24 protein-coding genes are annotated in these 20,783 nt (G+C 72.5%); 11 read left to right on the forward strand and 13 right to left on the reverse strand.

Annotated elements, in window-relative coordinates:
• Window positions 1–12: 12 nt before the first annotated feature.
• From MRBLMI1_RS06910 to MRBLMI1_RS06920, 3 genes are all read right to left on the reverse strand, one after another.
• A complete protein-coding gene (locus tag MRBLMI1_RS06910) occupies window positions 13–1,035 on the reverse strand; it encodes a TerC family protein (protein ID WP_367728791.1) in 1,023 nt (340 codons plus the stop codon).
• Between the two features lie 203 nt (window positions 1,036–1,238).
• The gene (locus MRBLMI1_RS06915) at window positions 1,239–2,564 is read right to left on the reverse strand and encodes a UDP-glucose dehydrogenase family protein (RefSeq protein ID WP_367728793.1); all 1,326 of its coding nucleotides are present in this window, start codon (window positions 2,562–2,564) and stop codon (window positions 1,239–1,241) included.
• 124 nt (window positions 2,565–2,688) lie between these two features.
• Window positions 2,689–3,249: a TetR/AcrR family transcriptional regulator gene (locus MRBLMI1_RS06920; protein WP_367728795.1), complete on the reverse strand. Its 561-nt coding sequence runs from the start codon at window positions 3,247–3,249 to the stop codon at window positions 2,689–2,691.
• Window positions 3,250–3,365: 116 nt separating this feature from the next.
• Here MRBLMI1_RS06920 and MRBLMI1_RS06925 point away from each other — a divergent pair, with 116 nt between their 5' ends.
• Entirely contained in the window at window positions 3,366–5,945 is a 2,580-nt protein-coding gene (locus MRBLMI1_RS06925) for an MMPL family transporter (protein ID WP_367728797.1), read from the forward strand.
• A gap of 120 nt (window positions 5,946–6,065) precedes the next feature.
• Here the strand turns inward: MRBLMI1_RS06925 and MRBLMI1_RS06930 are convergent, their stop codons facing one another.
• Window positions 6,066–6,230: a hypothetical protein gene (locus MRBLMI1_RS06930; RefSeq protein WP_367728799.1), complete on the reverse strand. Its 165-nt coding sequence runs from the start codon at window positions 6,228–6,230 to the stop codon at window positions 6,066–6,068.
• A gap of 161 nt (window positions 6,231–6,391) precedes the next feature.
• Here MRBLMI1_RS06930 and MRBLMI1_RS06935 point away from each other — a divergent pair, with 161 nt between their 5' ends.
• A complete protein-coding gene (locus tag MRBLMI1_RS06935) occupies window positions 6,392–6,583 on the forward strand; it encodes a hypothetical protein (protein WP_367728801.1) in 192 nt (63 codons plus the stop codon).
• A gap of 504 nt (window positions 6,584–7,087) precedes the next feature.
• On the opposite strand, the gene MRBLMI1_RS06940 is transcribed toward MRBLMI1_RS06935, so the two are convergent.
• Entirely contained in the window at window positions 7,088–8,545 is a 1,458-nt protein-coding gene (locus tag MRBLMI1_RS06940; RefSeq protein ID WP_367728803.1) for a glycosyltransferase, read from the reverse strand.
• A complete protein-coding gene (locus MRBLMI1_RS06945) occupies window positions 8,542–8,790 on the reverse strand; it encodes a hypothetical protein (RefSeq protein WP_367728805.1) in 249 nt (82 codons plus the stop codon). The genes MRBLMI1_RS06940 and MRBLMI1_RS06945 overlap by 4 nt, the downstream gene beginning before the upstream one ends.
• Window positions 8,791–8,871: 81 nt before the next feature.
• Here MRBLMI1_RS06945 and MRBLMI1_RS06950 point away from each other — a divergent pair, with 81 nt between their 5' ends.
• Window positions 8,872–9,579: an esterase/lipase family protein gene (locus MRBLMI1_RS06950; RefSeq protein WP_367728806.1), complete on the forward strand. Its 708-nt coding sequence runs from the start codon at window positions 8,872–8,874 to the stop codon at window positions 9,577–9,579.
• A 39-nt stretch (window positions 9,580–9,618) separates the two neighbouring features.
• Here MRBLMI1_RS06950 and MRBLMI1_RS06955 read toward each other — a convergent pair whose 3' ends face one another.
• Entirely contained in the window at window positions 9,619–10,161 is a 543-nt protein-coding gene (locus MRBLMI1_RS06955) for a MarR family winged helix-turn-helix transcriptional regulator (protein WP_367728808.1), read from the reverse strand.
• A gap of 93 nt (window positions 10,162–10,254) precedes the next feature.
• Between MRBLMI1_RS06955 and MRBLMI1_RS06960 the strand changes: the two genes are divergently transcribed.
• From MRBLMI1_RS06960 to MRBLMI1_RS06970, 3 genes are all read left to right on the forward strand, one after another.
• On the forward strand, window positions 10,255–10,626 hold the full coding sequence (locus MRBLMI1_RS06960) for a hypothetical protein (protein ID WP_367728810.1): 372 nt from the start codon (window positions 10,255–10,257) through the stop codon (window positions 10,624–10,626).
• Window positions 10,627–10,631: 5 nt separating this feature from the next.
• Complete coding sequence (locus MRBLMI1_RS06965; RefSeq protein ID WP_367728812.1) at window positions 10,632–10,949, forward strand: hypothetical protein; 318 nt, start codon at window positions 10,632–10,634, stop codon at window positions 10,947–10,949.
• A 207-nt stretch (window positions 10,950–11,156) separates the two neighbouring features.
• Complete coding sequence (locus tag MRBLMI1_RS06970) at window positions 11,157–12,914, forward strand: glycoside hydrolase family 13 protein (protein WP_414685820.1); 1,758 nt, start codon at window positions 11,157–11,159, stop codon at window positions 12,912–12,914.
• Between the two features lie 27 nt (window positions 12,915–12,941).
• On the opposite strand, the gene MRBLMI1_RS06975 is transcribed toward MRBLMI1_RS06970, so the two are convergent.
• Entirely contained in the window at window positions 12,942–13,142 is a 201-nt protein-coding gene (locus MRBLMI1_RS06975; protein WP_367728813.1) for a hypothetical protein, read from the reverse strand.
• Between the two features lie 145 nt (window positions 13,143–13,287).
• On the opposite strand from MRBLMI1_RS06975, the gene MRBLMI1_RS06980 reads away from it, so the two are divergent.
• On the forward strand, window positions 13,288–13,884 hold the full coding sequence (locus MRBLMI1_RS06980; protein WP_367728815.1) for a hypothetical protein: 597 nt from the start codon (window positions 13,288–13,290) through the stop codon (window positions 13,882–13,884).
• A 115-nt stretch (window positions 13,885–13,999) separates the two neighbouring features.
• On the opposite strand, the gene MRBLMI1_RS06985 is transcribed toward MRBLMI1_RS06980, so the two are convergent.
• Window positions 14,000–14,938 (reverse strand): aldo/keto reductase, encoded by a 939-nt coding sequence (locus MRBLMI1_RS06985; RefSeq protein ID WP_367728817.1) that lies wholly within the window; start codon window positions 14,936–14,938, stop codon window positions 14,000–14,002.
• A 488-nt stretch (window positions 14,939–15,426) separates the two neighbouring features.
• Here MRBLMI1_RS06985 and MRBLMI1_RS06990 point away from each other — a divergent pair, with 488 nt between their 5' ends.
• Window positions 15,427–16,113: a DUF998 domain-containing protein gene (locus MRBLMI1_RS06990; RefSeq protein WP_367728818.1), complete on the forward strand. Its 687-nt coding sequence runs from the start codon at window positions 15,427–15,429 to the stop codon at window positions 16,111–16,113.
• 47 nt (window positions 16,114–16,160) lie between these two features.
• Here the strand turns inward: MRBLMI1_RS06990 and MRBLMI1_RS06995 are convergent, their stop codons facing one another.
• A complete protein-coding gene (locus tag MRBLMI1_RS06995; RefSeq protein ID WP_367728820.1) occupies window positions 16,161–17,624 on the reverse strand; it encodes an ABC transporter permease in 1,464 nt (487 codons plus the stop codon).
• Window positions 17,621–18,385, reverse strand: coding sequence for an ABC transporter ATP-binding protein (locus MRBLMI1_RS07000; protein WP_367728823.1), 765 nt, complete (start codon window positions 18,383–18,385; stop codon window positions 17,621–17,623). The genes MRBLMI1_RS06995 and MRBLMI1_RS07000 overlap by 4 nt, the downstream gene beginning before the upstream one ends.
• Before the next feature lie 132 nt (window positions 18,386–18,517).
• Between MRBLMI1_RS07000 and MRBLMI1_RS07005 the strand changes: the two genes are divergently transcribed.
• From MRBLMI1_RS07005 to MRBLMI1_RS07015, 3 genes are all read left to right on the forward strand, one after another.
• Window positions 18,518–18,718 (forward strand): hypothetical protein, encoded by a 201-nt coding sequence (locus MRBLMI1_RS07005; RefSeq protein ID WP_367728825.1) that lies wholly within the window; start codon window positions 18,518–18,520, stop codon window positions 18,716–18,718.
• Between the two features lie 84 nt (window positions 18,719–18,802).
• Window positions 18,803–19,078, forward strand: coding sequence for a helix-turn-helix domain-containing protein (locus MRBLMI1_RS07010; protein ID WP_367728827.1), 276 nt, complete (start codon window positions 18,803–18,805; stop codon window positions 19,076–19,078).
• A gap of 93 nt (window positions 19,079–19,171) precedes the next feature.
• Window positions 19,172–19,519, forward strand: coding sequence for a DUF6907 domain-containing protein (locus tag MRBLMI1_RS07015; protein ID WP_367728828.1), 348 nt, complete (start codon window positions 19,172–19,174; stop codon window positions 19,517–19,519).
• Between the two features lie 17 nt (window positions 19,520–19,536).
• Here the strand turns inward: MRBLMI1_RS07015 and MRBLMI1_RS07020 are convergent, their stop codons facing one another.
• Both MRBLMI1_RS07020 and MRBLMI1_RS07025 read right to left on the reverse strand, forming a co-directional pair.
• Window positions 19,537–20,001 (reverse strand): VanZ family protein, encoded by a 465-nt coding sequence (locus MRBLMI1_RS07020; protein WP_367728829.1) that lies wholly within the window; start codon window positions 19,999–20,001, stop codon window positions 19,537–19,539.
• 11 nt (window positions 20,002–20,012) lie between these two features.
• Window positions 20,013–20,765, reverse strand: coding sequence for an SGNH/GDSL hydrolase family protein (locus MRBLMI1_RS07025; protein ID WP_367728830.1), 753 nt, complete (start codon window positions 20,763–20,765; stop codon window positions 20,013–20,015).
• Window positions 20,766–20,783: the final 18 nt, after the last annotated feature.

Genomic DNA, 20,783 nt, shown 5'->3' on the forward strand with positions numbered 1-20,783 from the left:
CGTTCCGGAGGGTCAGTCCTCGGGGGCGTGGATGACCTTCTCGCCGTCGAAGGTCTCGCGATCCTTCTTCTGGCGGTCGCCGCGGGTCTTGCGGAGGCTGAGGAAGGTCGCCACGGCGACGGTCGCCGCGATGAACAGCAACGAGAACCAGATCGGGATCTCCGGCACCCACAGCAGCGGCTCACCGCCGTTGATGAAGGGGAGCTCGTTGACGTGGAGGGCGTGGAAGATGAGCTTCACACCGATGAACGCCAGGATGACGGCCAGGCCCTGCGCGAGGTAGACCAGGCGCTCCAGCAGACCGCCGATGAGGAAGTACAGCTGACGCAGACCCATGAGCGCGAACGCGTTCGCCGTGAAGACGATGTACGCCTCGTTCGTCAGGCCGTAGATGGCGGGGATCGAGTCGACGGCGAAGACGAGGTCGATGAAGCCGATCGCCACGATGACGAGCAGCATCGGGGTGACGAAGCGCTTGCCGTTCTTGCGCACCGTCAGCTTGTCCTCGTTGTACTCCTCGCTGACGGGGAGGATGCGGCGCACGAACTGCATGAACTTGCCGTTGGCGGGGTCGCTGTCGCCGTGCGAGAACGCCTGGCGGTAGGCGAGGAAGAGCAGCAGCGCGCCGAAGATATAGAAGATCCACGAGAAGTTCGCGATGAGGGCGGCGCCGACGGCGATGAACGCACCGCGCATGATGAGCGCGATGACGATGCCGATCATCAGCACCTTCTGCTGGTACTTCTTCGGCACCGCGAACCCGGTCATGATGATCAGGAACACGAACAGGTTGTCGATCGACAGGGCCTTCTCGGTCAGGTACCCGGCGAAGTACTCACCGCCGTAGGTCCAGCCGGAGAAGACGCCGACGCCGACGCCGAACAGCAGCGCGAGGCCGATGTAGAACGCCGACCAGCGAGCGGACTCGCCGATGGTGGGCTCGTGCGGCTTGCGCACATGAGCGAAGAACTCGAACACGAAGAACGCGATGGTGATCGCAATCGTGATGATCCAGACGAGGGGTGTGACGCCCAACGCGGCCTCCAAGGGAAATAGGTGTGTGCCGGGACACCAAGGTCTCCTCCACCCGCTGCTGCGGACCGACGCCCCGGGTCCTCGATGGCGTGGACCGTATTGACGGGATCGTCGCGTGGGAGTACTCCCCTTGCTGCGTGAATTCTACGCGACCGCGCCGCCCTCTCGGGCCGCGAGCGCGCGGCATCCATTCTCCCGTGCGTTCAGGGGCGGCCCATTCCGTGGTAGGTCCACCCGGCGGCGCGCCAGGCGGCGGCGTCGAGGCAGTTGCGGCCGTCGATGACGATGCGTCCGCGGGTGAGGCTCGCGGCGTGCTCGGGGGTGAGCTGACGGCGGTATTCGTCCCATTCGGTCACGACGATGACGGCGTCGGCCTCGCGGAGGGCCTCGTCGCGGTCCTCGACGTAGTTGAGCTGGGGGTGGATGCGGCGGGCGTTATCGATCGCGGCGGGATCGGTGATGGTGACCCAGGCGCCCAGGCCGTGGAGGCGGACGGCGACGTCCAGGGCGGGGGAGTCGCGGATGTCGTCGCTGTGCGGTTTGAACGCGGCACCGAGGACGGTGATGTTCTTCTTGAACAGCGCCCCGCCCAGGGCGGTGGAGACGAGGTCGACGGCGCGGTCGCGGCGGCGGAGGTTGATCGCGTCGATCTCGCGCAGGAACGCGACGGACTCGCCGCGGCCGAGCTCCTCTGCGCGGGCGGAGAAGGCGCGGATGTCCTTGGGCAGGCAGCCGCCGCCGAAGCCGATGCCGGCCCCGAGGAAGCGGCGGCCGATGCGCGCGTCGTGTCCGATGGCGTCGGCGAGGGTGGTGACGTCGGCGCCGGTGACTTCGGCGATCTCGGCCATGGCGTTGATGAAGCTGATCTTGGTGGCCAGGAACGCGTTGGCGGAGACCTTCACGAGCTCGGCGGTGGCGTAGTCGGTCACGATGAACGGCGTGCCCTTGCCGATGGAGGGGTGGTAGACCTCGCGCAGGACGTCGGCGGCGGTGGCGCCCTCGGCGGTGGGGGAGCCGTCCTCGGAGGGGACACCGGCCACGAGACGGTCGGGGTCGACGGTGTCTTGCACGGCCCAGCCCTCGCGGAGGAACTCGGGGTTCCACACCAGCGTCGCGCCCGCGGCCGAGACGCGCGGGGCCAGACGCTCGGCGGTGCCGACCGGCACCGTCGACTTGCCCGCGACGATGTCGCCGGGGGCGAGGTGGGGCACGAGCCCGTCGATGGCGGCGTCGACGTAGGTGAGGTCGGCGGCGTACCCGCCGGCTTGCTGCGGCGTGCCCACCCCGACGAAGTGGACCTTGGCGCCGGCCGCGGCGGACATGTCGGTGGTGAACGACAGCCGTCCCGAGGCGATCCCCTCGGTGAGGATCTCCTGCAGGCCGGGCTCGAAGAACGGCGCCTCGCCCTTGGACAGGGCCGCGACCTTCCGCTCGTCGACGTCGATGCCGACGACCTCGTGGCCGATGGAGGCCATCGCCGCCGCGTGGACCGCTCCCAAATACCCGCAACCGATCACCGAAAGACGCATGGCACTCCTCGCGCGCGTCCGGGGCCTCTCACCCCCACTGGACGAGCCGGACAGCCCCATTCATACCAAGGTCTCGTGTCGGCGGCGTAAACACGCGCCACGGCGACGGGCGACGGAGGGATGCCTAGGGCGTGCCGATCACGGCGTCGACGAGGGCCCGCATGTCGGTCTCGTCGAAGTGCTCCCGGCTGAGCGCGCGCAGGATGACCGCGCCGACGAGCGCGTCGGCGGCGGCGGCGAGCCGAGGCCCGGTGGCCCCGCCGAGCGCCTCGGACAGCCGGTCGCTGAGCGGTGCCGCGAGGATCTCGGACCGGAGTCGGCGGCCCGTCTCGGCGTTGCCGGCGGCCGCGGCGACGATCGAGTGCAGCAGGCCCTCGCCGTCGGCGCTGCCGCGGAGGGTGAACAGGTCGGTGAGCCACGCCGTGAGGTCGCCCCGCGCGTCGCCCGTGCGGGGGAGGTCGCGGCGGCCCCCGAGCAGCTTGCCCTCGAGGATGGCCTCGGCGATGACGTCGCCCTTGCTCGGCCACCAGCGGTAGATCGTCTGCTTGCCCACCCCCGCCTGCCGGGCGATGCCCTCCATCGTGAGGTGGTCGTACCCGCGCTCCGCGAACAGCGCGACGGCGGCGTCGAGGATCGCGATGCGGGCGGCCTCGCTGCGCACGGGTCCACTGCGGGGGAGCGCCATGGGCACCTCTTTCACACCGGGGCCACCGAGTCAAGACGAGACGGTGCGTGTTATCTTAGCAAGACTGGTCGGAGCCGACGGTGCTCCTCCGCGTGCACCGCACGAGAGGAGCCCCCGTGGCAGAACTGCTGCACCGCCTCGGAACGTTCGCCGCGCGTCGCGCGTGGACGGTCATCGTCGCGTGGGTGGTGATCCTCGGTGTCGCGGTCGGCGGCTTCCTCATCGGCTTCAAGGGGCTGAGCTCCAGCTTCGACATCCCCGGGACCGCGTCGGGCGACGTCATCGCCGAGCTCGAGGACGAGCTGCCCGACTTCAGCGGCGCCGCCGGAACGGCGGTGTTCCGCACCGACGACGGCTCGGCGCTCACGGACGAGCAGAAGGCCGAGATCTCCGCCCTGGTCGCCTCCGCGGGCGACCTGCCGGACGTCGCGGGCGTCACCGACCCGTTCGACGCGCAGCAGCAGCTCGACGACCAGCGGGCGCAGGTCGAGGACGGCCGTTCGCAGCTCGAGGCCGGCCGCGCGCAGGCCGAGGCCGGACAGGAGCAGCTCGACGCCGGCCGGGCGCAGCTCGAGGCGGGACAGCAGCAGCTCGACGCCGGGCGCGCGCAGCTGGAGGCGGCGCCGCTGCCCGAGGCGCAGAAGGCGGCGCAGCTCGCCGCTCTCGACGCGCAGCAGCAGCAGCTCGACCAGCAGAGCGCCGCGCTGGAGCAGCAGCAGACGCAGCTGACCGACGGCCTCGCCGAGATCGCCGCCAACGAGGAGCAGCTCGAGCAGGGCGCCGAGCTGCTCTCCTACGCCGACGGCATCCGTCTCGTGTCCGAGGACGGCGCCACGGCCATCGTCAACATCTCCTTCAGCGAGCCGCGTCTCGAGCTCCCCGAGAGCTCGAAGGAAGCGGTCATCGAGCACTTCACGGCCGAGCCGGTCGACGGCGTCGGCGTCGCCTTCAACACCGAGATCGCGCAGGGCGTGCCCGAGATCCTCGGCGTCGGCGAGGCCATCGGCGTCGCGATCGCGGCCATCGTGCTGATCGTCGTGCTCGGCTCGCTGCTCGCGGCGTCGTTCCCCATCGTGACCGCGATCGTGGGCGTCGGCATCGGCGCGATGGCGACGCTGTCGTTCTCGGGACTCGTGCAGATGGCATCCGTCACCCCCATCCTCGGGGTGATGCTCGGCCTGGCGGTCGGCATCGACTACGCGCTCTTCATCATCTACCGGCACCGCCGGCAGCTGCTGCAGGGGTCGGACGTGGTCGAGTCCATCGGCCTGGCGAACGGCACCGCGGGCAACGCCGTGGTGTTCGCCGGGACGACGGTCATCGTCGCGCTCCTCGCGCTGAACATCACCGGCATCCCCTTCCTCGGCCTGATGGGCACCGCCGGCGCGGTCAGCGTGGCGATCGCGGTCCTCATCGCGGTCTCGCTCGTGCCGGCGCTGCTCGGTCTGGCGAAGACGCGCATCCTCAGCCGCCGCGCCCGCGCCCGCCTCGCCGAGGGGACCGCCGTCGCCCCGGCGGCGACCGACGACGGCGAGCACCCGCGCCGTGCCGCGGGGACGGCCGAGCACCCCCGCCGCGGAGGCACCGCGGTCCGGCCGATGTCGACGGTGCGCGCCGTCGTGACCATGATCGTCGCGACCGTGGCGCTGCTCGTGGTCGCCATCCCCGCGCTGTCCATGCGCCTGGGCCTGCCCGACGGCGGCTCCGAGGCCGAGGACTCCACCGCATACCAGGCCTTCACCTGGACGCAGGACGCCTTCGGCGAGGGCGCCAACTCCCCGCTGCTGGTCACCGCCGCCTTCCCCGACGGCCTGGCCGAGGAGGACGTCGTCGCCACCCAGCTCGACGTCGCCCGCGAGCTCGCGGCCCAGTCCGACGTCGTGTCCGTCGCGCCGGTCGCCGTCTCGGACGACCGCACGCTGGGGGCCTTCCAGGTCATCCCGGCCGAGGGTCCGAACGCCGTCTCGACCGAGCAGCTCGTCCGCGACCTGCGGGCGCTGCCCCCGGTCGACGGCGACATCGAGCTCGGCGTGGCCGGCGCCGCGGCGATCAACATCGACATCTCCGAGGGACTGGCGGACGTGCTGCCGCTCTACCTGGTCGTGGTCGTCGGTCTGTCGTTCCTCATCATGGTCATGGTGTTCCGCTCGCTGCTCGTGCCCCTCATCGCGACCGCGGGATTCGTCCTCTCCCTCTTCGCGACGTACGGCGCGGTCACCGCGGTCTTCCAGTGGGGCTGGCTGGGCGATCTGCTCGGCGTGCACAACCCCGGCCCGATCCTGAGCTTCCTGCCGGTCATCCTCGTCGGCATCCTGTTCGGGCTCGCCATGGACTACCAGCTGTTCCTCGCCACCGGCATGCGCGAGGCGTGGGCCCACGGGTCCGCTCCGCGCCTGGCGGTCGCGCAGGGCTTCCGGGCCGGTCGGACCGTCGTGACCGCGGCGGCGATCATCATGATCGCGGTGTTCTCAGGCTTCATCGCCTCCGACTCCGTGATCATCAAGTCCATGGGCCTCGGCCTGGCCCTCGGCGTGCTGTTCGACGCCTTCGTCGTGCGCATGCTGCTCATCCCGGCCGTGATGCACGTGCTCGGCGGGGCGGCGTGGTGGCTGCCGAAGTGGCTCGACAAGATCGTGCCGAACGTCGACGTCGAGGGGTCGGCCCTCGAGCGGCGCCACCCCGCCCACGCAGCCTGAGCCCCCGGCGGGCCTGAGCCTCGCGGCCTGAGCCCCGCGGCCTGAGCCCAAGACGAGAGGCATCCCTCCCCGGTCGGTGAGGCGGGGGAGGGATGCCTCTGTCGTCGAGTCGCGGAGGGCTCAGTCCTCTTCGGGCTCGAAGTGGGAGTCGTCGCCGGTGTGACCGGCGGCCACGCCGTTCGGGTCGTCAGGAATGGTCCCGTCGTCGCCGAGGCCTCCCGGCTTCTCGGTGGCCTCGATGTCCTCGGCCTCGGTGGGCTCGTCCGCGGGGGTGGGGTCGCTCATCAGTCCTCCTCGATCAGTGAGGTTTCGACGCTAGGCGTCGGCGTCGGTTGCGGCAGCGGCTTGACAGTCGGCGAACACTCCGATGCGCCGCGCGCAAGCCCCGGCGCCCGGTCGGGGCGGGCGGGCAGGATGCCGGAAAGCCCGATCCCGAGGAGGACGACATGACCGATCGCGAAGAGACCCAGGACGCCCCCGTCATGGACGGCGCCACCGACGCCGGTGCCGAGGAGAAGAAGGAAGGCGCCGCTCAGCAGCGCCAGGCCGATGCCGCGGTCACCGACGACGACGATCTCGCCTCCGAGGACATCCAGGACGACCTGCGCAGCATCAAGGCGTACGGCGAGGACCGCTGACCCGCGCCTCGCGGGCTGACCCCTCGCGGTGAGTCCCTGCGTTGACTTGTCGCAGATGTACGCGCGAGGGCCCTTCCGGCGTGCATTTGCGGCAAGTCAGCGCTGTGACGAAGCACGCGGTTCTGCGCGTTGAGTTGTCGCAGATGTACGCGTGGAGGCCCGTCACGCGTGCATTTGCGGCAAGTCAGCGCTGTGACGAAGCACGCGGTTCTGCGCGTTGAGTTGTCGCAGATGTACGCGCGGAGGCCCGTCACGCGTGCATTTGCGGCAAGTCAGCGCCTCGACGAAGGACCCGCGCCCGCGGGGAGGTCGCGCAGAGGGCAGAGACTCTCTCGACAGTGACCCTGCGACGGCCCTCGTCCGGAGCGTGTCTGGGGGAACGTGCTCGACGGACGAGGGACGTCGGGGTCGCGACGGCCAGGGGGGACCGCCGCGTTCCGCACCGGCAATGCCGGGGCCGGGTGACACAGACACTACGCGCGGACCATGCGGGTCGCGCGGATCTCAGCGAACTCCGAGTCGACGCCGAAGAACCTCTCGGACTCGCCACGCCTGACGCCGCAGCCGTTGCCGCCGGGAGGCGCGCTCCAGAGCACCCGCCCAGCGCGCGAGGACGGCGTCCTCGTCGTAGAGGCGGGCGCGTTCCACGGCGGCGCGGCGCATCCGTGCGGTCTCCTCGGGCGTGAGTCGGACGGCGCGGACGACGGCGTCGGTGAGCGCCGCGACGTCGCCGGACGGCACGAGCCACCCGGTGCGACCGTCGAGGATCAGCTCCCGCGGCCCGTACGGCACGTCGTAGGCGATCGGCAGGCACCCCGCCGCCATGGCCTCGGCGATCACCAGCGAGAACGCCTCGCTCTTGCTCGTCAGCAGCAGCACCGACCGCTCGCGCAACGCCGCGCCGGCGTTCGGATCGAAACCGTGGAACCGGATGCCGCCGTCCTCTCCCGCGATGGCCCGCAGGGTGTCGCCGGCCGGTCCGTCGCCGTACACGTCGAGGGTGAGTCCGGGCTCCTCCGTGCGTGCGCGGCGCACCGCGGCGAGGGCGTCCTCGACCCGCTTGATCGGCTCGAGCCGGGCGACGACGGCGACGCCCTCCCGCGGAGCGGTCGTGTCCACCTCTCGCACCCGCACCGGGTGCGGGACCGTCAGCAGCAGCGGGAGCCGGCCCGCCATCCGGCGCGCGTCCTGCGCCTGACGGTCGGTGCAGAACACGACCGCGTCGAACGCGGCGAGCTTGCCGAACACCTCGGCGCGGGAGGGCCGAACGGCATCCCCCTCGTCGGTGAGGTGCGAGCCGTGGACGATGTGGAGCACCACCACATGGCGGCGGCGGTAGGTCGTGGCGAAGCGCGCCATGGTCTTGCTGTCCACGAGGAGGAACGAGGGCTCCCCGCCCGTGACCCGATCCAGCCACGCCGTGTAGACGGCGCGGACGCCGGAGAAGGCCGCGAGCGGCGCACCGTCGGCGTCGCACGTGACGACCCGGCGGCGGACCCGCCCGTCCGCGCGCGGGACGTCGCGGCGGTCGGAGGCGGCGAGGGACCCGTCGGGGCGCAGGTGGTCGATCTGCTGCACCGCGCCGGCGGCATCCCTCCGCACCCGACGGACGACGTGTCCGCCGGACCGGTCCTCGACGACGCCCTCGTCACCCGACGCCAGGGGCGCGAAGCCGTCGGCCGGGGACACGGCACGACCGCGCAGGGTGTCGGTGCGCAGCCAGTCCCACAGGTTGACCACGCGCACCCGCTCGGAGAGGGCGTCGCGCCGCGCGAGCTCCGCCGCGACGCGCGCGTGGTCCTCGCGGTCGTCGCACGTGAGCACGTCGACGGCGGCGCCGCCGCGGCGATCGAACAGGCGTGATCGCTGCAGCAGGGCCGCCGTCAGTCCGCCGTAGTCGGCGGGGATGCTCCACGTCAGGACGAGCTGGCGTCCGGTGGGCAGACGCGCAGCGCGGGTCATGCGGAGGCGTCGGTGGGGATCTCTCCGGCGGCGATGGCGTCGGCGTACGTGCGGATGTCCGGGCCGGGCTCGTAGTCGATGAAGCGACCCTTCATGCGCGAGTTGATCTCGGCGAAGGCGTCGTCCGACGAGATGCCGGGGTTCTCGCGGGCGATGTCGATGACGGCCTCGCGGAGGACGCGGTCGGCGTCGTCGAGGATCTTCTGGCGTGCGGGCTCGTTCCAGCGGATGTCCGAGGTTTCCATGCCCAGACTCTAGAGGTCGCGTCCGACGCGGATTCCGGGGTTGCGCGTCGCGGGGGCGTGTGCCGGACTGGGGTGATGTCGATGGATGCCACGGCCCCCGGGTCCGCGCCGAGGGCGGGGCTCCGCGCGCTCGCCGAGGACCTCGTGTGGTGGGTGCGCGACTACGCCTACGCCGTCGCGGGCCAGGTGCGCGCCATCGTCGGCCGGGACGACCCGGACCGCATGGCGACGGGCGACGGGACGCCGATCGTGCTGCTGCCCGGGATCTACGAGACGTGGCGGTTCCTCGAGCCGCTGGCGCGCGCCCTGCACGACCGCGGTCATCCCGTCCACGTCGTGACGGCGCTCGGCGGCAACCGCCGCCCCGTCGCCGAGGCCGCCGGGCAGGTCGCCGACCTCCTCCGTGAGCGCGGGCTCGACGACGTCGTGCTCGTCGCGCACAGCAAGGGCGGGCTGATCGGCAAGCACGTCATGGCGTTCGACCCGGCGGGGGAGCGCGTCCGCGCGATGGTCGCCGTGGCGACGCCCTTCGGCGGGTCGCGGTACAGCCGGCTCATGCCGACGCCCTCGCTCCGGGCGTTCCGGTCGGGGGATGCGACGATGCGTGCGCTCGCCGACGCGGCGGCGGTGAACGAGCGCATCGTCTCGGTCTTCGGGCCGTTCGACCCGCACATCCCCGAGGGCAGCGAGCTGGCGGGGGCGCGGAACGTGCGGCTCGCGGCGGGCGGCCACTTCCGCGTGCTCGCCGACCCGCGGGTCATCGCCGAGGTGATCCGCGTCGCGGAGTAGGCGTCCGAGGTCGGTCGGGGCGGCCCGTCGTCTGCGGGGTCAGGCCGCCGGTTCGGTCTTGAGCACGCCGCAGCACCGCGGGGTCTCGTCGTCGCACACCGCGTCGACGGCGCAGCGCATCCGCTGGAGGAACGCCGTCACGGCATCCGCCTCGGCCTCGCTCATCCCGCGGGTCGCGCCCATCATGCGGCCGTGCATCGTGCCGAGGGTGTCGTGCATCTCCTCCTCGGTGTGGGCCGTCGCCGTGACGAGGACCTTGCGCCGGTCGGTGGGATGCCGGTCGCGCACGACGTGGCCCGAGCGCTCCAGCCGGTCGAGGAGGGCGGTCGTCGACGCCGTCGAGACGCCGAGGTAGCGGGCGAGGTCGACGGGCGTCACGTCGTCGCCGCGCCGCGACGCGCGCGTGAGGTAACGGAGGACGAGCAGTTCGTTCTCGCCCATCGACATCGAGTCCTGGGTGCGACGGCGCATCGCCATCTCGGCGGCGCGGTACAGCCGCATCGCCTCCATGACCCGCGTCCCCCGTGCGTCGTCGGCGCTGTCGCCGTACCAGTAGGAGGGAGGTGTCTGTTCACCGCTCATTGAAAACTCGCTTATATCTCGCTTGCCTATTCGCTAGTCTACCTAGTAAGTTCTCTAGCAAGCAACCAACAACACGAGCCGAAAGGTCGCATCATGGCGAAGCTCTTCTACGGGACCTCGGTCGAACCGATCACGGTGGACGACCGCATGCTGGCCCACGTCAAGGTCGTCGTCGCGACCAAGCTCCGTCGCGGCGAGAGCTTCACCGTCTCCTGGACGCACGGGGCGGGCGAGCCCACCGGTCGCACGACCATCTGGCTGCAGCCGTCCATCCCCCTCCGCTTCGTGTTCGACTCGGAGCAGCCCGAGACGCTCGACCAGAACCTGCTCAAGCGCATGGCCAACGACGCGAACTCCTCGCGCGGCCTGAGCCTCGACATCGCCCTGGACGAGGCCCCCGCCGAGCGCGCCCCCGCCGCGCCCCGTTCCGCCGCGCCGGCACGTTCGCTCGCTCGCGCCGCCTGACGACCATGGCTGCGCCCCTGTCGGATGCGACCGTGGTCTGGTCGCGCGTCGACGACGACTTCTACGTCGCCACCCGCGGGGGCGAGTTCCACGGGTTCGTGGATCGACGTTCCGCCGACACCTTCTCTGTGTTCGACCAGCACTCCCGCTTCGTCGGCGGATATCCCCGACTCGACGACGCCAAGAACGCGCTCGGCCCTGTCCGCCGTCCGCAGCGGCGGCGGATCCTCCGTCGTCGCCTCCCCTTCTTCGCCACGGCATCCGTCACCGCCGCCCTCGGCGTCACGCTGATGACCGCCGGCGTGCTGTCACCCCTCATCTGACCTCCTCCGCCGGCGTCGCGCCTCGCCCACCGATGCCGGCCGGCCCCCATCTTCGAGTCGAGAGAGCAATGAACCCCACCGCGTCCTGGGACCTCCCCACCGAGCCCCTCACGATCATCACGGCCGAGCAGATCGAGGCGGCGCTCCCCGCCGCCTGAGCCGGACCGAGTCGCCCGGCCCCCGCGACGTTTCGGTAGTGTCGCGGGCATGTCGATGGATGCCGTCTCCGCCCGCGAGTCCGCCTGGGCGCAGCGCCCCGACTGGTGGAAGCGCGCCGTGGTGTACCAGGTGTACCCGCGCAGCTTCCAGGACTCGGACGGCGACGGGGTCGGCGACCTGCGGGGCGTGCTGTCCCGCCTCGACCACCTCGCGTACCTCGGGGTCGACGTGCTGTGGCTGTCGCCGATCTACCGGTCGCCGCACGCCGACAACGGGTACGACATCAGCGACTACCGCGACATCGACCCGCTGTTCGGAACCCTCGACGACCTCGACGCCCTCGTGAACGCGGCGCACGCGCGCGGCATCCGGATCGTCATGGACCTCGTCGTCAACCACACCTCGGACGAGCACGCCTGGTTCGCCGAGTCCCGGTCGGGACGCGACAGCCCGCGCCGCGACTGGTACTGGTGGTCGCCGGCCCGTCCCGGTCACGAGCCGGGGACGCCCGGGGCCGAGCCGACCAACTGGGAGTCGTTCTTCTCGGGGCCGGTCTGGCAGTGGGACGAGGTCAGCGGCGAGTACTACCTTCATCTCTTCGACCGCAAGCAGCCCGACCTCAACTGGGAGAACCCCGAGGTGCGGCACGCCGTCTACGACATGATGCGCTGGTGGTTGCACCGCGGCATCGACGGCTTCCGCATGGACGTCATCAACCTCATCTCCAAGCGGCTCCCTCTCTCCGACGCGCCGGAGCGGCCCGAGGGCGGGTGGGCCGACGGCTCGTCGCTCTACATGAACGGCCCGCGGCTGCACGAGTTCCTGCAGGAGATGCACCGCGAGGTCTTCGCCGGCCGATCGGGACTCCTGACCGTCGGTGAGACGCCCGGGGTCACCGTCGAGGAGGCGCGGCTGCTGACCGACCCCGCCCGCGCCGAGGTCGACATGGTGTTCCAGTTCGACCACGTCGGGCTCGACCACGGTCCCGAGGGCAAGTTCGCGCCGCAGCGTCCGGAGCCCGGCGCGCTGGCGGCGTCGTTCACCCAGTGGCAGGACGCGCTCGCCGACGTGGGGTGGAACAGCCTCTACCTGGCGAACCACGACCAGGCCCGCCCGGTCTCCCGGTTCGGCGACGACGAGCGCTACTGGCGCGAGTCCGCGACGGCGCTGGCGACGATCCTGCACCTGCAGCGCGGGACGCCCTACGTCTACCAGGGCGAGGAGATCGGGATGACGAACGCCCCGTTCGCCGACATCGACGCGTTCCGCGACGTCGAGTCCCTCAACCACTACGCGGAGGCGATGGCCCGCGGGTCCGCGCCCGCCGATGTGCTGCTCGGCCTGGCTTCCATGAGCCGCGACAATGCGCGGACGCCCGTGCAGTGGGAGTCCACCCCGACCGCCGGGTTCACGACGGGGGAGCCGTGGCTCGCCGTCAACCCGAATGCGGCGCGCATCTCGGTGGCCGCGCAGCGCGGCGTCCCGGGGTCGGTGCTCGAGCACTACCGCGCGCTGATCGCGCTCCGCCACGACCTCGACGTCGTCGCCGAGGGGACGTTCGCGCGGCTGGACGTCGGCGACCCCGCCGTGTTCGCATTCGTCCGTGCGTTCGAGGGGGAGGAGCTCCTCGTCCTCGCGAACCTGTCGAGCGATCCGCGACCGGTGGCGCTGGCCGGGGCGGAGGACTGGGATGCCGCCGTCGCGGTGCTCTCGAACGTCGACCTGCCCGCGCGGGTGAGCGAGGCCGTCGCGGCACCGCTGGCGCCGTGGGCGGCGGCGGTCTGGCACCGGCGCGCGGAGGGCTGAGCCCGGCCGGCCGCCCAGGGGCGGCTCCTACTCCTCGGGCGGTCGTCGCGTCTCGACGCGCATGCGCACCACGCCGAGGGTGAAGACCATCGAGCCCGCGAGGATGAAGCCGCCGCGCACCGCCGTCGCGGTGTCCGCGGGGAGCGCCAGGATCGGGAAGGCGAAGATCGCCGCGGCGAGGGCGCACAGCAGGACGGCCAGGGGCCGTGGTGCGTTCCGCTCGGTCATGGGCGTCTCCGGGAAGGGGCGGGTCTCGGCTCCACCCTACGGGGGACCGTGCGGCGCCTCATAGCTTGCGACGTCGGCCGCGTCCAGTGGCATCCCGGGTCCGCGTCGCCTGATTAGCGTGGCCCGAAACGACGAAGGGAACCCCGTGCGCACCAGACTCGCTGCCGCCGTCACCGCCTCCATCGCCCTCACCGCCCTGCTGTTCGGCGGGGCCGGACCGGCTCAGGCCACGGCCACGCCGGAGGTGACGATCGAGCCGCAGTCCATCGCGATCGGTGAGACCGCTCTCGTGTCGGCCACGGGCCTGGGCGATCTGGAGACCGCCACGTTCGGGATGGACGCCTCCGGGGGCGCGTCCTTCGTGGGCGAGACGGTGGGAGCGGATGCCACGGTGGCGGAGGTCGCCGCAGCCGACGGCGCCGCCATGATCGAGTTCACCGCGACGCAGGCGGGCATCGTCACCGTCACCGTCGGCACGGGCGAGACGGTCCTGGCCAGCTCGACCGTGAGCGTCGCCGGCCCCACCGCGGAGCCCGCGCCCGGGACGACGGACACGTCGCCCTCGCCCTCCGCGTCGCAGACGGACACCGCGGCGAACGACTCGCAGGTGGCCGAGCCGGCCGCGGAGGTCGACGGCGGCCGCGGCTTCCTCGTGCTCTTCGCCGTGCTGGCGGCGGCCGTCGTCGTCATCGGCGGGATCTTCGTGCTGCGGCGCGGCCGCCGCAAGCCGCGCGGCGACTGACGCCCTCGCGCGGGCCGGCGTCCGCGGGACCGGTGCTCTCGCGTCCGGCGCCTGTTGCGTCCGGCGCCCTCGGGCCCGGCGCGGGACGGCTCCGGCGCCCGCGGGGGTCCGCGTCTCAGGGGACGACGTATCCGGCGGCGCGCGTGAGGGCGTACCACTCGGCGCGCGTCAGGGGGATGTCGGACCCCGCCGCGGCCTCGGTGACCCGCTCGGGCGTGGTCGTGCCGAGCACGACCTGGATGCCGGCGGGATGCCGCGTGATCCAGGCCACCGCGATGGCGATGGGCGCGACGTCGTACCGCGCCGCGAGCTCGTCGATCACGCCGTTGAGCTCGGCGTACGCGGGGTGGCCGAGGAAGACGCCACCGCCGCCGCGCGTGCCCTGCAGGGGCGACCACGCCTGGACGGTGATGCCCTCGATGCGGCAGAAGTCCAGCAGGCCCCCGCCGTCGAGGACGGCCGACTGCGGGGCGCTCTCCATGTTCGCGGCCAGGCCCTGCGCGACCAACGGTGCGTGGGCGACGGAGAGCTGCAGCTGGTTGGCGACGATCGGCTGGCGGACGGCGGTCTTCAGCAGCTGGATCTGACGGGCGGTGTGGTTGGAGACGCCGAACGCCCGCACCTTGCCGGACTGCTCGAGCTCGTCGAACGCGCGCGCGACCTCCTCGGGCTCGACGAGGGCGTCCGGACGGTGCAGCAGCAGCACGTCGACGTAGTCGGTCTGCAGCGCGCGCAGCGACTCCTCCACGGACGAGACGAGGTGCTCGTACGAGAAGTCGAAGTACGGCCCCTCGCGGACGATGCCGGCCTTCGTCTGGAGCCGGATCTCGCCGCGCTCGCTCGGCGACAGCTGCAGCGCCTCGGCGAAGCGCCGCTCCGCGGAGTGGAGCTCGGCGGCGTAGATGTCGGCGTGGTCGAAGAAGTCGATGCCCGCGGTGCGCGCGGCGGAGTACAGGGACCGGACGTCGTCGTCGGTCTTCCCGTCGATGCGCATCATGCCGGCGACGACGTTGGGGACGGCGGGGCCCGAGGGGCCGAGGGGGACGGTTCGCATGCCTCAACGCTAGCGGCGGCGGGGCGGCCGGCGGCGATCCTGCCGGGCGCGGCTGCAGCGGCCGCGAGGCGATGCGCGGTCCCGGGGCAGGGTGCCGTTAGCCCGCGGGACCGCGCATCTGTGGGGGCGCCGGTCGATTCGGATCGAGTGGGGAACCTGGGGGAGAACCACTCAACGACCGTGCACGGAGACGATGACATGCTCGGCGCGAGTTTCCCCGAGAATGCTCGAAATATCACCCGCGTCTTCGCCCGCCCCGTCCGCCGCGCCCCGGGCCGCCTCCCGCTGCTCGCTGTCGCAGAGGCCGTGACTTGGCGCAGATGTACGCGCGGGGGCCCCGCGGGCGTACATCTGCGCCAAGTCATCGCCGAGGGGGCGAGTCAGCGCAGAAAGGGGAGGGCCCCGCCGCGTGCGGGACACGGGACGATGAGCGGGCGCGCCGGTAGTCTGGCTCGACGTGCGCCGTGGCGCCGACCACGGGGAGAGGCATGACCGAGACGCTCGATCGACGCTCGTCGGTGTCGCCGTCCGACCGCCCGCGGGCCGCCCGCCCGGGCCGCGCCGTGCGGCTCGCCCGCATCGGAGCGCTCGCCGCCTTCGTCTCCGCGATTCTCATCTGGGTGAGCCGTCTGCTCGAGCCGAGTGTCCACTACGTCAGTCAGCTGGGCGCGCCCAGCATGGCCACCGCGCCGATCTTCAACCCGGCCCTGCTCCTCCTCGCCGCCGCCGCCGTGCTCGTGGACCGGGCGCTCGCCGTCGGCCGCGGCCGCTACGTGGTCGGCTGGCCCATCGCGCTGACGCTGCTCGTGTGCGGACTGAGCTTCGGCCTGGCATCCGTCGTCACCTGCTCGCCCGGATGCCCCGTGCCGTTCACCGAGGGCGCGCTCTGGCAGGACACCGTCCACATCGCCGCCGCGGTCCTGGGCTTCGTGCTGGCGATCGTCGCGATGGCGCAGGTCGCGGCGCTGCGGGGCCGCCCGTGGATGCGGTGGGGGAGCATCGTCACGCTGGTCCTCGTGGGGGTCACCTCGTTCACCGGCGCGATGCTCGCGCTGTTCGGCGGTGACACGGTCCTGGGCGGCAACCTCGAGTTCACGGCCGCGACGCTCGCCATCGCCTGGTTCGGCGTCTTCGGTCTGCAGGTCGCCGCCGACGAGGCATCCCTCCCCGCCTGACGCGCGGAACGCCGCCCTCCCCCAGGGAGGCGGCGCTCGGCGGACGGTCAGGCGAGGGCGCGGACGGGCGAGATCCGGGTCGCCAGCCGGGTCGGGACGACGGATGCCACGACGGTGAGCACCGCGGTGGCCGCGACCACGATGGCCACGGTGACCGGCGGGATGGCGGGGACGATGAACGCGGGACCCCCGAGGTGCGCCTGCAGCGGCACCCATCCCCACAGCGCCTGCGCGCCGGCCCAGCCGTAGAAGGTCCCGAGGAGCAGGCCGAGGCCCACGGCGGTGACGACGACGTGCACGGACTCCAGCAGCACCATGCCGCGCACCTGACCCTGCGACAGTCCGAGCGCCCGCAGCAGGCCGAACTCGCGGCGGCGCTGCAGCACACCGAGGGTGAGCAGGTTGACGACGCCGACGGCGGCGATGACGGCCGAGACGGCCACCAGTCCCATGGTCACGGCGGTGAAGATGTCGATGGCCTGCACCACCACGTCCGGCAGGTCGTCCGGGCTCACGCGCTGCAGGAACTGCACCGAGCTCTGGCCGCCGACGGCGAACAGGGTCACCAGACCGACGCCCATCACGACCCCGACGACCATGCGCGAGGACCGCTCCGAGTAGCGCACCGCGTTCGCCGCGGCCATGCGCGCGACGGCGCTCCGCCCGAACAGGCGGCCCACGGCCCGCAGGGCGGGCGGGACGAACAGCGTCGATCCGAGCGCGACGCCGCCGAACGAGAGCGCGCCGCCCGGAACGGCGATGAGCAGGCCGAACGGGGAGACGAGACCGAGCAGCAGACCGAGGCCCAGGATGCCGAGACCCACGAGGAACAGCGAGAGGGCGGCGACGTGGCGTCCCCGACGGGAGCGCACGGCGTCGCGCGAGGGCTCGGCCGCCTGCGACAGCGCCTGCAGCGGGGTGACGGCGATGACGCGGCGGGAGCCGGTCCACGCGGCCAGCCAGGTGACGGCGATGACCGCGAGCACGGGGGCGACCAGGTCGGGGCGCAGGACGTTCCAGGCGGGGTCGACGTTCCATGCGGCCGACGCGAGACGGAAGGCGAGGACGGACACCAGGAGTCCCCCGAGCAGGCCGAGGACGGCGCCGATGGCCCCGAGGATCAGCCCTTGGCGCGCGATGGTCGTGCGCTCCCGGCGCGCGGAGGACCCGAGCAGGCGCAGGAGAGCGATGCGCCGCACGCGCCCGGCCACCACCGTGCTGAACGTGTTCGCGGTCACCATCCCGCCGACGTACATCGCGATGGCGATGAACACGATGCCCACGATCGTCAGGGTGGTGCGGACGGTGTTGCTGTCCTCCGCTTCCGGGATCGCCCGGATCACCGCGGAGACGTACTCGATCGCCGAGAGCAGCATGACGCCGAACGCGGCCGAGATCGCCGCGACGAGGATGGTGGCCCCCATCCCGCGCTCCCGGATCCAGCTCTGCGGCCGCGCGACGGCGGGCCGGCTCGGTGCGACGGAGCCGAGCGTGCGGACCGCGACGGTCATGCCGTCACCCCCTCGGCGCGGAGCATGAACGCCGAGATCTGCTCGGCCGTCTGTGCGGGCTTGTCGGCGACGATGCGCCCGTCGCCCACGAACACGACGCGGTCGGCGCGGGAGGCGGCCACCGGGTCGTGCGTGACCATGGCGATCGACTGGCCGAACTCCCGCGACGCGGTGCGCAGCAGGGTCAGCACCTCGCGGCTCGAGCGGGAGTCGAGGTTGCCCGTCGGCTCGTCCGCGAAGACGAGGTCGGGCGCCGTCGCGAGGGCGCGGGCGATGGCCACGCGCTGCTGCTGGCCGCCGCTGAGCTGGTCGGGGCGGTGGTGCACGCGCTCGACCAGGCCCAGGGCGTGCACGAGGTGGTCGATGCGGGCCTGCTCGCTGGAGGACGGGCGGCGCCCGTCGAGATCGAACGGGAGCAGGATGTTCTCGCGGGCGGTCAGAGTCGGCACGAGGTTGAACGACTGGAAGACGAAGCCGACGCGACGTCGCCGGAGGACGGTGAGCTCGTGGTCGGAGAGGCCGGTGATCTGCTGCGAGCCGAGCCAGACGCGCCCGCTCGTGGGGGCGTCGAGACCCGCCATCATGTGCATCAGGGTGGACTTGCCCGACCCGGACGGGCCCATGATGGCGACGAACTCGCCGCGGCGCACCGCGAGGCTCACCCCGTCGAGGGCGTGGACGGCGTTCTCGCCGTCGCCGTAAGTCTTGGTCAGCTGTTCTGCGCGGGCGGCGTAGTCGCCGTCGGTCATCGGAGTGGTCATGGTTCCCACGGTAGGAACGGGGGTGCCCGGCCCGCGTCGGCTCCGCGGACGACATCGCGTGCCCCGCGTCATCCTCCCGGTGGACCGGGTGAAGCAGGGCGAGGGACGGTCGGCGGGACTAGCGTGGGCTCCGTGACTCCTCGACGCCTCTGGCAGATCGCCGTCTGGTTGGCCCCCGTGGTCGCCGTGGTCGTGCTGGTGTCGGTGCTGCGCGGGGCGGGGGTGCCGGTGACGCTGCCGGTGGTGGCCGTCGTCATCGCGGTGCTCGTGGTCGTGCGGCTCGTCGTGGGCCGGCGTCGGCGGCTGCGGAATCGCGGGCGAAAGAACGGGTGAGATGCCCGGCCTCGACCCGGGTCGCAGCTGAATACGCAGGTATACATGTTCATGTGCGCATCTGGGCCGGGTCAGGCTGGACCCATGACGACTGCCCCCGACCCTTGGGACGACTTCGCGAGAGAGCTGGGCCTGGCCCTGCTGCGTGCTCGCGGCGAGAAGCGACTCTCGCAGGAGCAGGTCGCGCACGACGCGGGCATCTCGACGTTCACCTACCGCAAGCTCGAGAAGGGCGAGTCGAACCCCGGTACGCCGGCCAACCCGCGTCTGCGGACCCTCGTCGCCCTGTCGGGCGTGCTGGGCGTCCCGCTCACCGAGCTCATCCCCGAGCCCCCGTCGGGGGTGACGGCCGGCCGCTGACGGCGAGTGTCGGAGGTTCGCGTTTAGATTCTCCCGTGCCCACCAACGATCAGTCCGCCCTCCCCCGGGCGAAGCTGCATGAAAGGTCGCGGCATGTCTCGTCAGAATCCCCTCTCCTCCTCTCCCGCCGCCGCTCCCTGCGCGCACCCGTGGTGCGTCACGGCGCACGGTCGCACCCTGCACCCTGACGACGAGACGCACCGCAGCGCGGGCGTCGCGTTCGAGGCGCGGGTGCGGCGCGCGGACGGCCGCGGCCCGGGTCGCGGCACGACGGTCGAGGTGGGGGTGCTGCGCCGCCCGGATGACGACGGGGCCTGGCTCGTCCTCGATGACGGCGGAGACGTGTCGATCGCCCTGTCCGCCGAGGGAGCGCGCGAGCTGCGCCGTCTGCTGAACGAGGACGATGACGTGCGTTCCCTGCTGGACGGCCCGCAGGGCTGACGCGCGCGGGCCCGCCGTCAGCCGCGAGAGGTCGGGGCGCCGTGGGCCGGCACCGCGACGCGCGGGGCGCCGTCCCGGCGCCGGGCGAGGCGCTCCGCCGCGACCACACCCAGAACGCCGAGGGCCGCACCGAGGGTGTTCGCCGCGACATCGAGCGCGCTCGACGTCCGGCCCGGCAGCAGGGTGCCCTGGATGATCTCGATCGTGAGCGACACGGCCCAGCCGAGTCCGACGACGGCGAGCCGGCGGCGCCGCAGCAGCGCGGCCAGCAGGGCGCCGAGCGGAACGAAGAGGACGATGTTGAGGGCGAACTCGACACGCGGGTAGGTCGCGACCGGCACGAGGCGCTGCAGCCAGGAGTAGGCGGCGCCGGCGTCCTTGTCGATGTGCTCGGGCCAGAGCACCGCGAACGCGAGCCCGACCCCGTACACGGCCAGCACCGCACAGATGAGGCGTCGACGTGTCCGCGGCGTCAGGCTCATGGCATCCCGGATCAGGCGGCCGGGGCCGTGGCTTCCTGCAGGACGGGCCGCAGGCGCTCGGCGATGCGCGCGTGCCCGGCGTCGGTCGGATGGATGCCGTCCGCCCCGACGAGTCCGGCACGGTCGGCGAACCACCCGTCGGCGATGGGGTCGATGAAGACGACGCCCGCCGCGCTCGCGGCCGCGGCGACGGCGTCACGCCGGGCGATCATGCTGGCGGCGACGGCGTCGGGCGAGCCGGTCCACGGGGGACCGACGACGATGAGGCGGCTCTCGGGGGCGGCGGTCCGGGCCGCGGCGATCGCCGACTCCACGCCCGCCTGCAGACCGGCGACGGGGTCGTCGCCGCCGCCGAGGAAGACGACGACGTCCGTGGTGGCGGGCAGGGCCGCCGCGCGGTCCGCGAAGGTCGCGTCGGCGCCGCCGACGAGGTAGCCGGACTCGGCGACGCCCTGGGCGGTGACGTCCGCGTCGAGTCCGAGCAGGGCCGGCCATTCCGGTCCGGTGTTCTGCGCGGTGCCGCTGGTGAAGTCGTCGCCGATGACGACGACGGACGGGGTCGCGGCGGTCGGCGTGGGCGTCGGACCGGCGCCGTAGGTGGGGACCGGCGCGGCCGTGGCGCCCTCGTCGACCCCGGTGTCACGGCCGAGCGCGAGAGCGGCCGTACCGACCGCGACGACGCCGAGCACCGCCACGGCGATGATCGCGACCAGACGCGCGCCGGCGTCGTTCTGCCAGTCCCGCCCCGCCGTTCCCCGCGCCATGGTCTCAGAGTACGGGTC

Origin of the sequence: Microbacterium sp. LMI1-1-1.1 (assembly GCF_040815675.1) — a bacterium.
Lineage (GTDB): Bacteria > Actinomycetota > Actinomycetes > Actinomycetales > Microbacteriaceae > Microbacterium.

What these genes read in the sequence shown, in the direction of transcription:
- MRBLMI1_RS07010 (WP_367728827.1), top strand. Translation starts at nt 18,803, where the DNA reads ATGACGACTGCCCCCGACCCTTGGGACGACTTCGCGAGAGAGCTGGGC.
- MRBLMI1_RS07020 (WP_367728829.1), bottom strand. Translation starts at nt 20,001, where the DNA reads ATGAGCCTGACGCCGCGGACACGTCGACGCCTCATCTGTGCGGTGCTG.
- MRBLMI1_RS06960 (WP_367728810.1), top strand. Translation starts at nt 10,255, where the DNA reads ATGGCGAAGCTCTTCTACGGGACCTCGGTCGAACCGATCACGGTGGAC.
- MRBLMI1_RS06930 (WP_367728799.1), bottom strand. Translation starts at nt 6,230, where the DNA reads ATGAGCGACCCCACCCCCGCGGACGAGCCCACCGAGGCCGAGGACATC.
- MRBLMI1_RS06945 (WP_367728805.1), bottom strand. Translation starts at nt 8,790, where the DNA reads ATGGAAACCTCGGACATCCGCTGGAACGAGCCCGCACGCCAGAAGATC.
- MRBLMI1_RS07025 (WP_367728830.1), bottom strand. Translation starts at nt 20,765, where the DNA reads ATGGCGCGGGGAACGGCGGGGCGGGACTGGCAGAACGACGCCGGCGCG.
- MRBLMI1_RS06920 (WP_367728795.1), bottom strand. Translation starts at nt 3,249, where the DNA reads ATGGCGCTCCCCCGCAGTGGACCCGTGCGCAGCGAGGCCGCCCGCATC.
- MRBLMI1_RS06990 (WP_367728818.1), top strand. Translation starts at nt 15,427, where the DNA reads ATGACCGAGACGCTCGATCGACGCTCGTCGGTGTCGCCGTCCGACCGC.
- MRBLMI1_RS06970 (WP_414685820.1), top strand. Translation starts at nt 11,157, where the DNA reads ATGTCGATGGATGCCGTCTCCGCCCGCGAGTCCGCCTGGGCGCAGCGC.
- MRBLMI1_RS06965 (WP_367728812.1), top strand. Translation starts at nt 10,632, where the DNA reads ATGGCTGCGCCCCTGTCGGATGCGACCGTGGTCTGGTCGCGCGTCGAC.
- MRBLMI1_RS06940 (WP_367728803.1), bottom strand. Translation starts at nt 8,545, where the DNA reads ATGACCCGCGCTGCGCGTCTGCCCACCGGACGCCAGCTCGTCCTGACG.
- MRBLMI1_RS06950 (WP_367728806.1), top strand. Translation starts at nt 8,872, where the DNA reads ATGGATGCCACGGCCCCCGGGTCCGCGCCGAGGGCGGGGCTCCGCGCG.
- MRBLMI1_RS06955 (WP_367728808.1), bottom strand. Translation starts at nt 10,161, where the DNA reads ATGAGCGGTGAACAGACACCTCCCTCCTACTGGTACGGCGACAGCGCC.
- MRBLMI1_RS06975 (WP_367728813.1), bottom strand. Translation starts at nt 13,142, where the DNA reads ATGACCGAGCGGAACGCACCACGGCCCCTGGCCGTCCTGCTGTGCGCC.
- MRBLMI1_RS07000 (WP_367728823.1), bottom strand. Translation starts at nt 18,385, where the DNA reads ATGACCACTCCGATGACCGACGGCGACTACGCCGCCCGCGCAGAACAG.
- MRBLMI1_RS06935 (WP_367728801.1), top strand. Translation starts at nt 6,392, where the DNA reads ATGACCGATCGCGAAGAGACCCAGGACGCCCCCGTCATGGACGGCGCC.
- MRBLMI1_RS06985 (WP_367728817.1), bottom strand. Translation starts at nt 14,938, where the DNA reads ATGCGAACCGTCCCCCTCGGCCCCTCGGGCCCCGCCGTCCCCAACGTC.
- MRBLMI1_RS07015 (WP_367728828.1), top strand. Translation starts at nt 19,172, where the DNA reads ATGTCTCGTCAGAATCCCCTCTCCTCCTCTCCCGCCGCCGCTCCCTGC.
- MRBLMI1_RS06995 (WP_367728820.1), bottom strand. Translation starts at nt 17,624, where the DNA reads ATGACCGTCGCGGTCCGCACGCTCGGCTCCGTCGCACCGAGCCGGCCC.
- MRBLMI1_RS06915 (WP_367728793.1), bottom strand. Translation starts at nt 2,564, where the DNA reads ATGCGTCTTTCGGTGATCGGTTGCGGGTATTTGGGAGCGGTCCACGCG.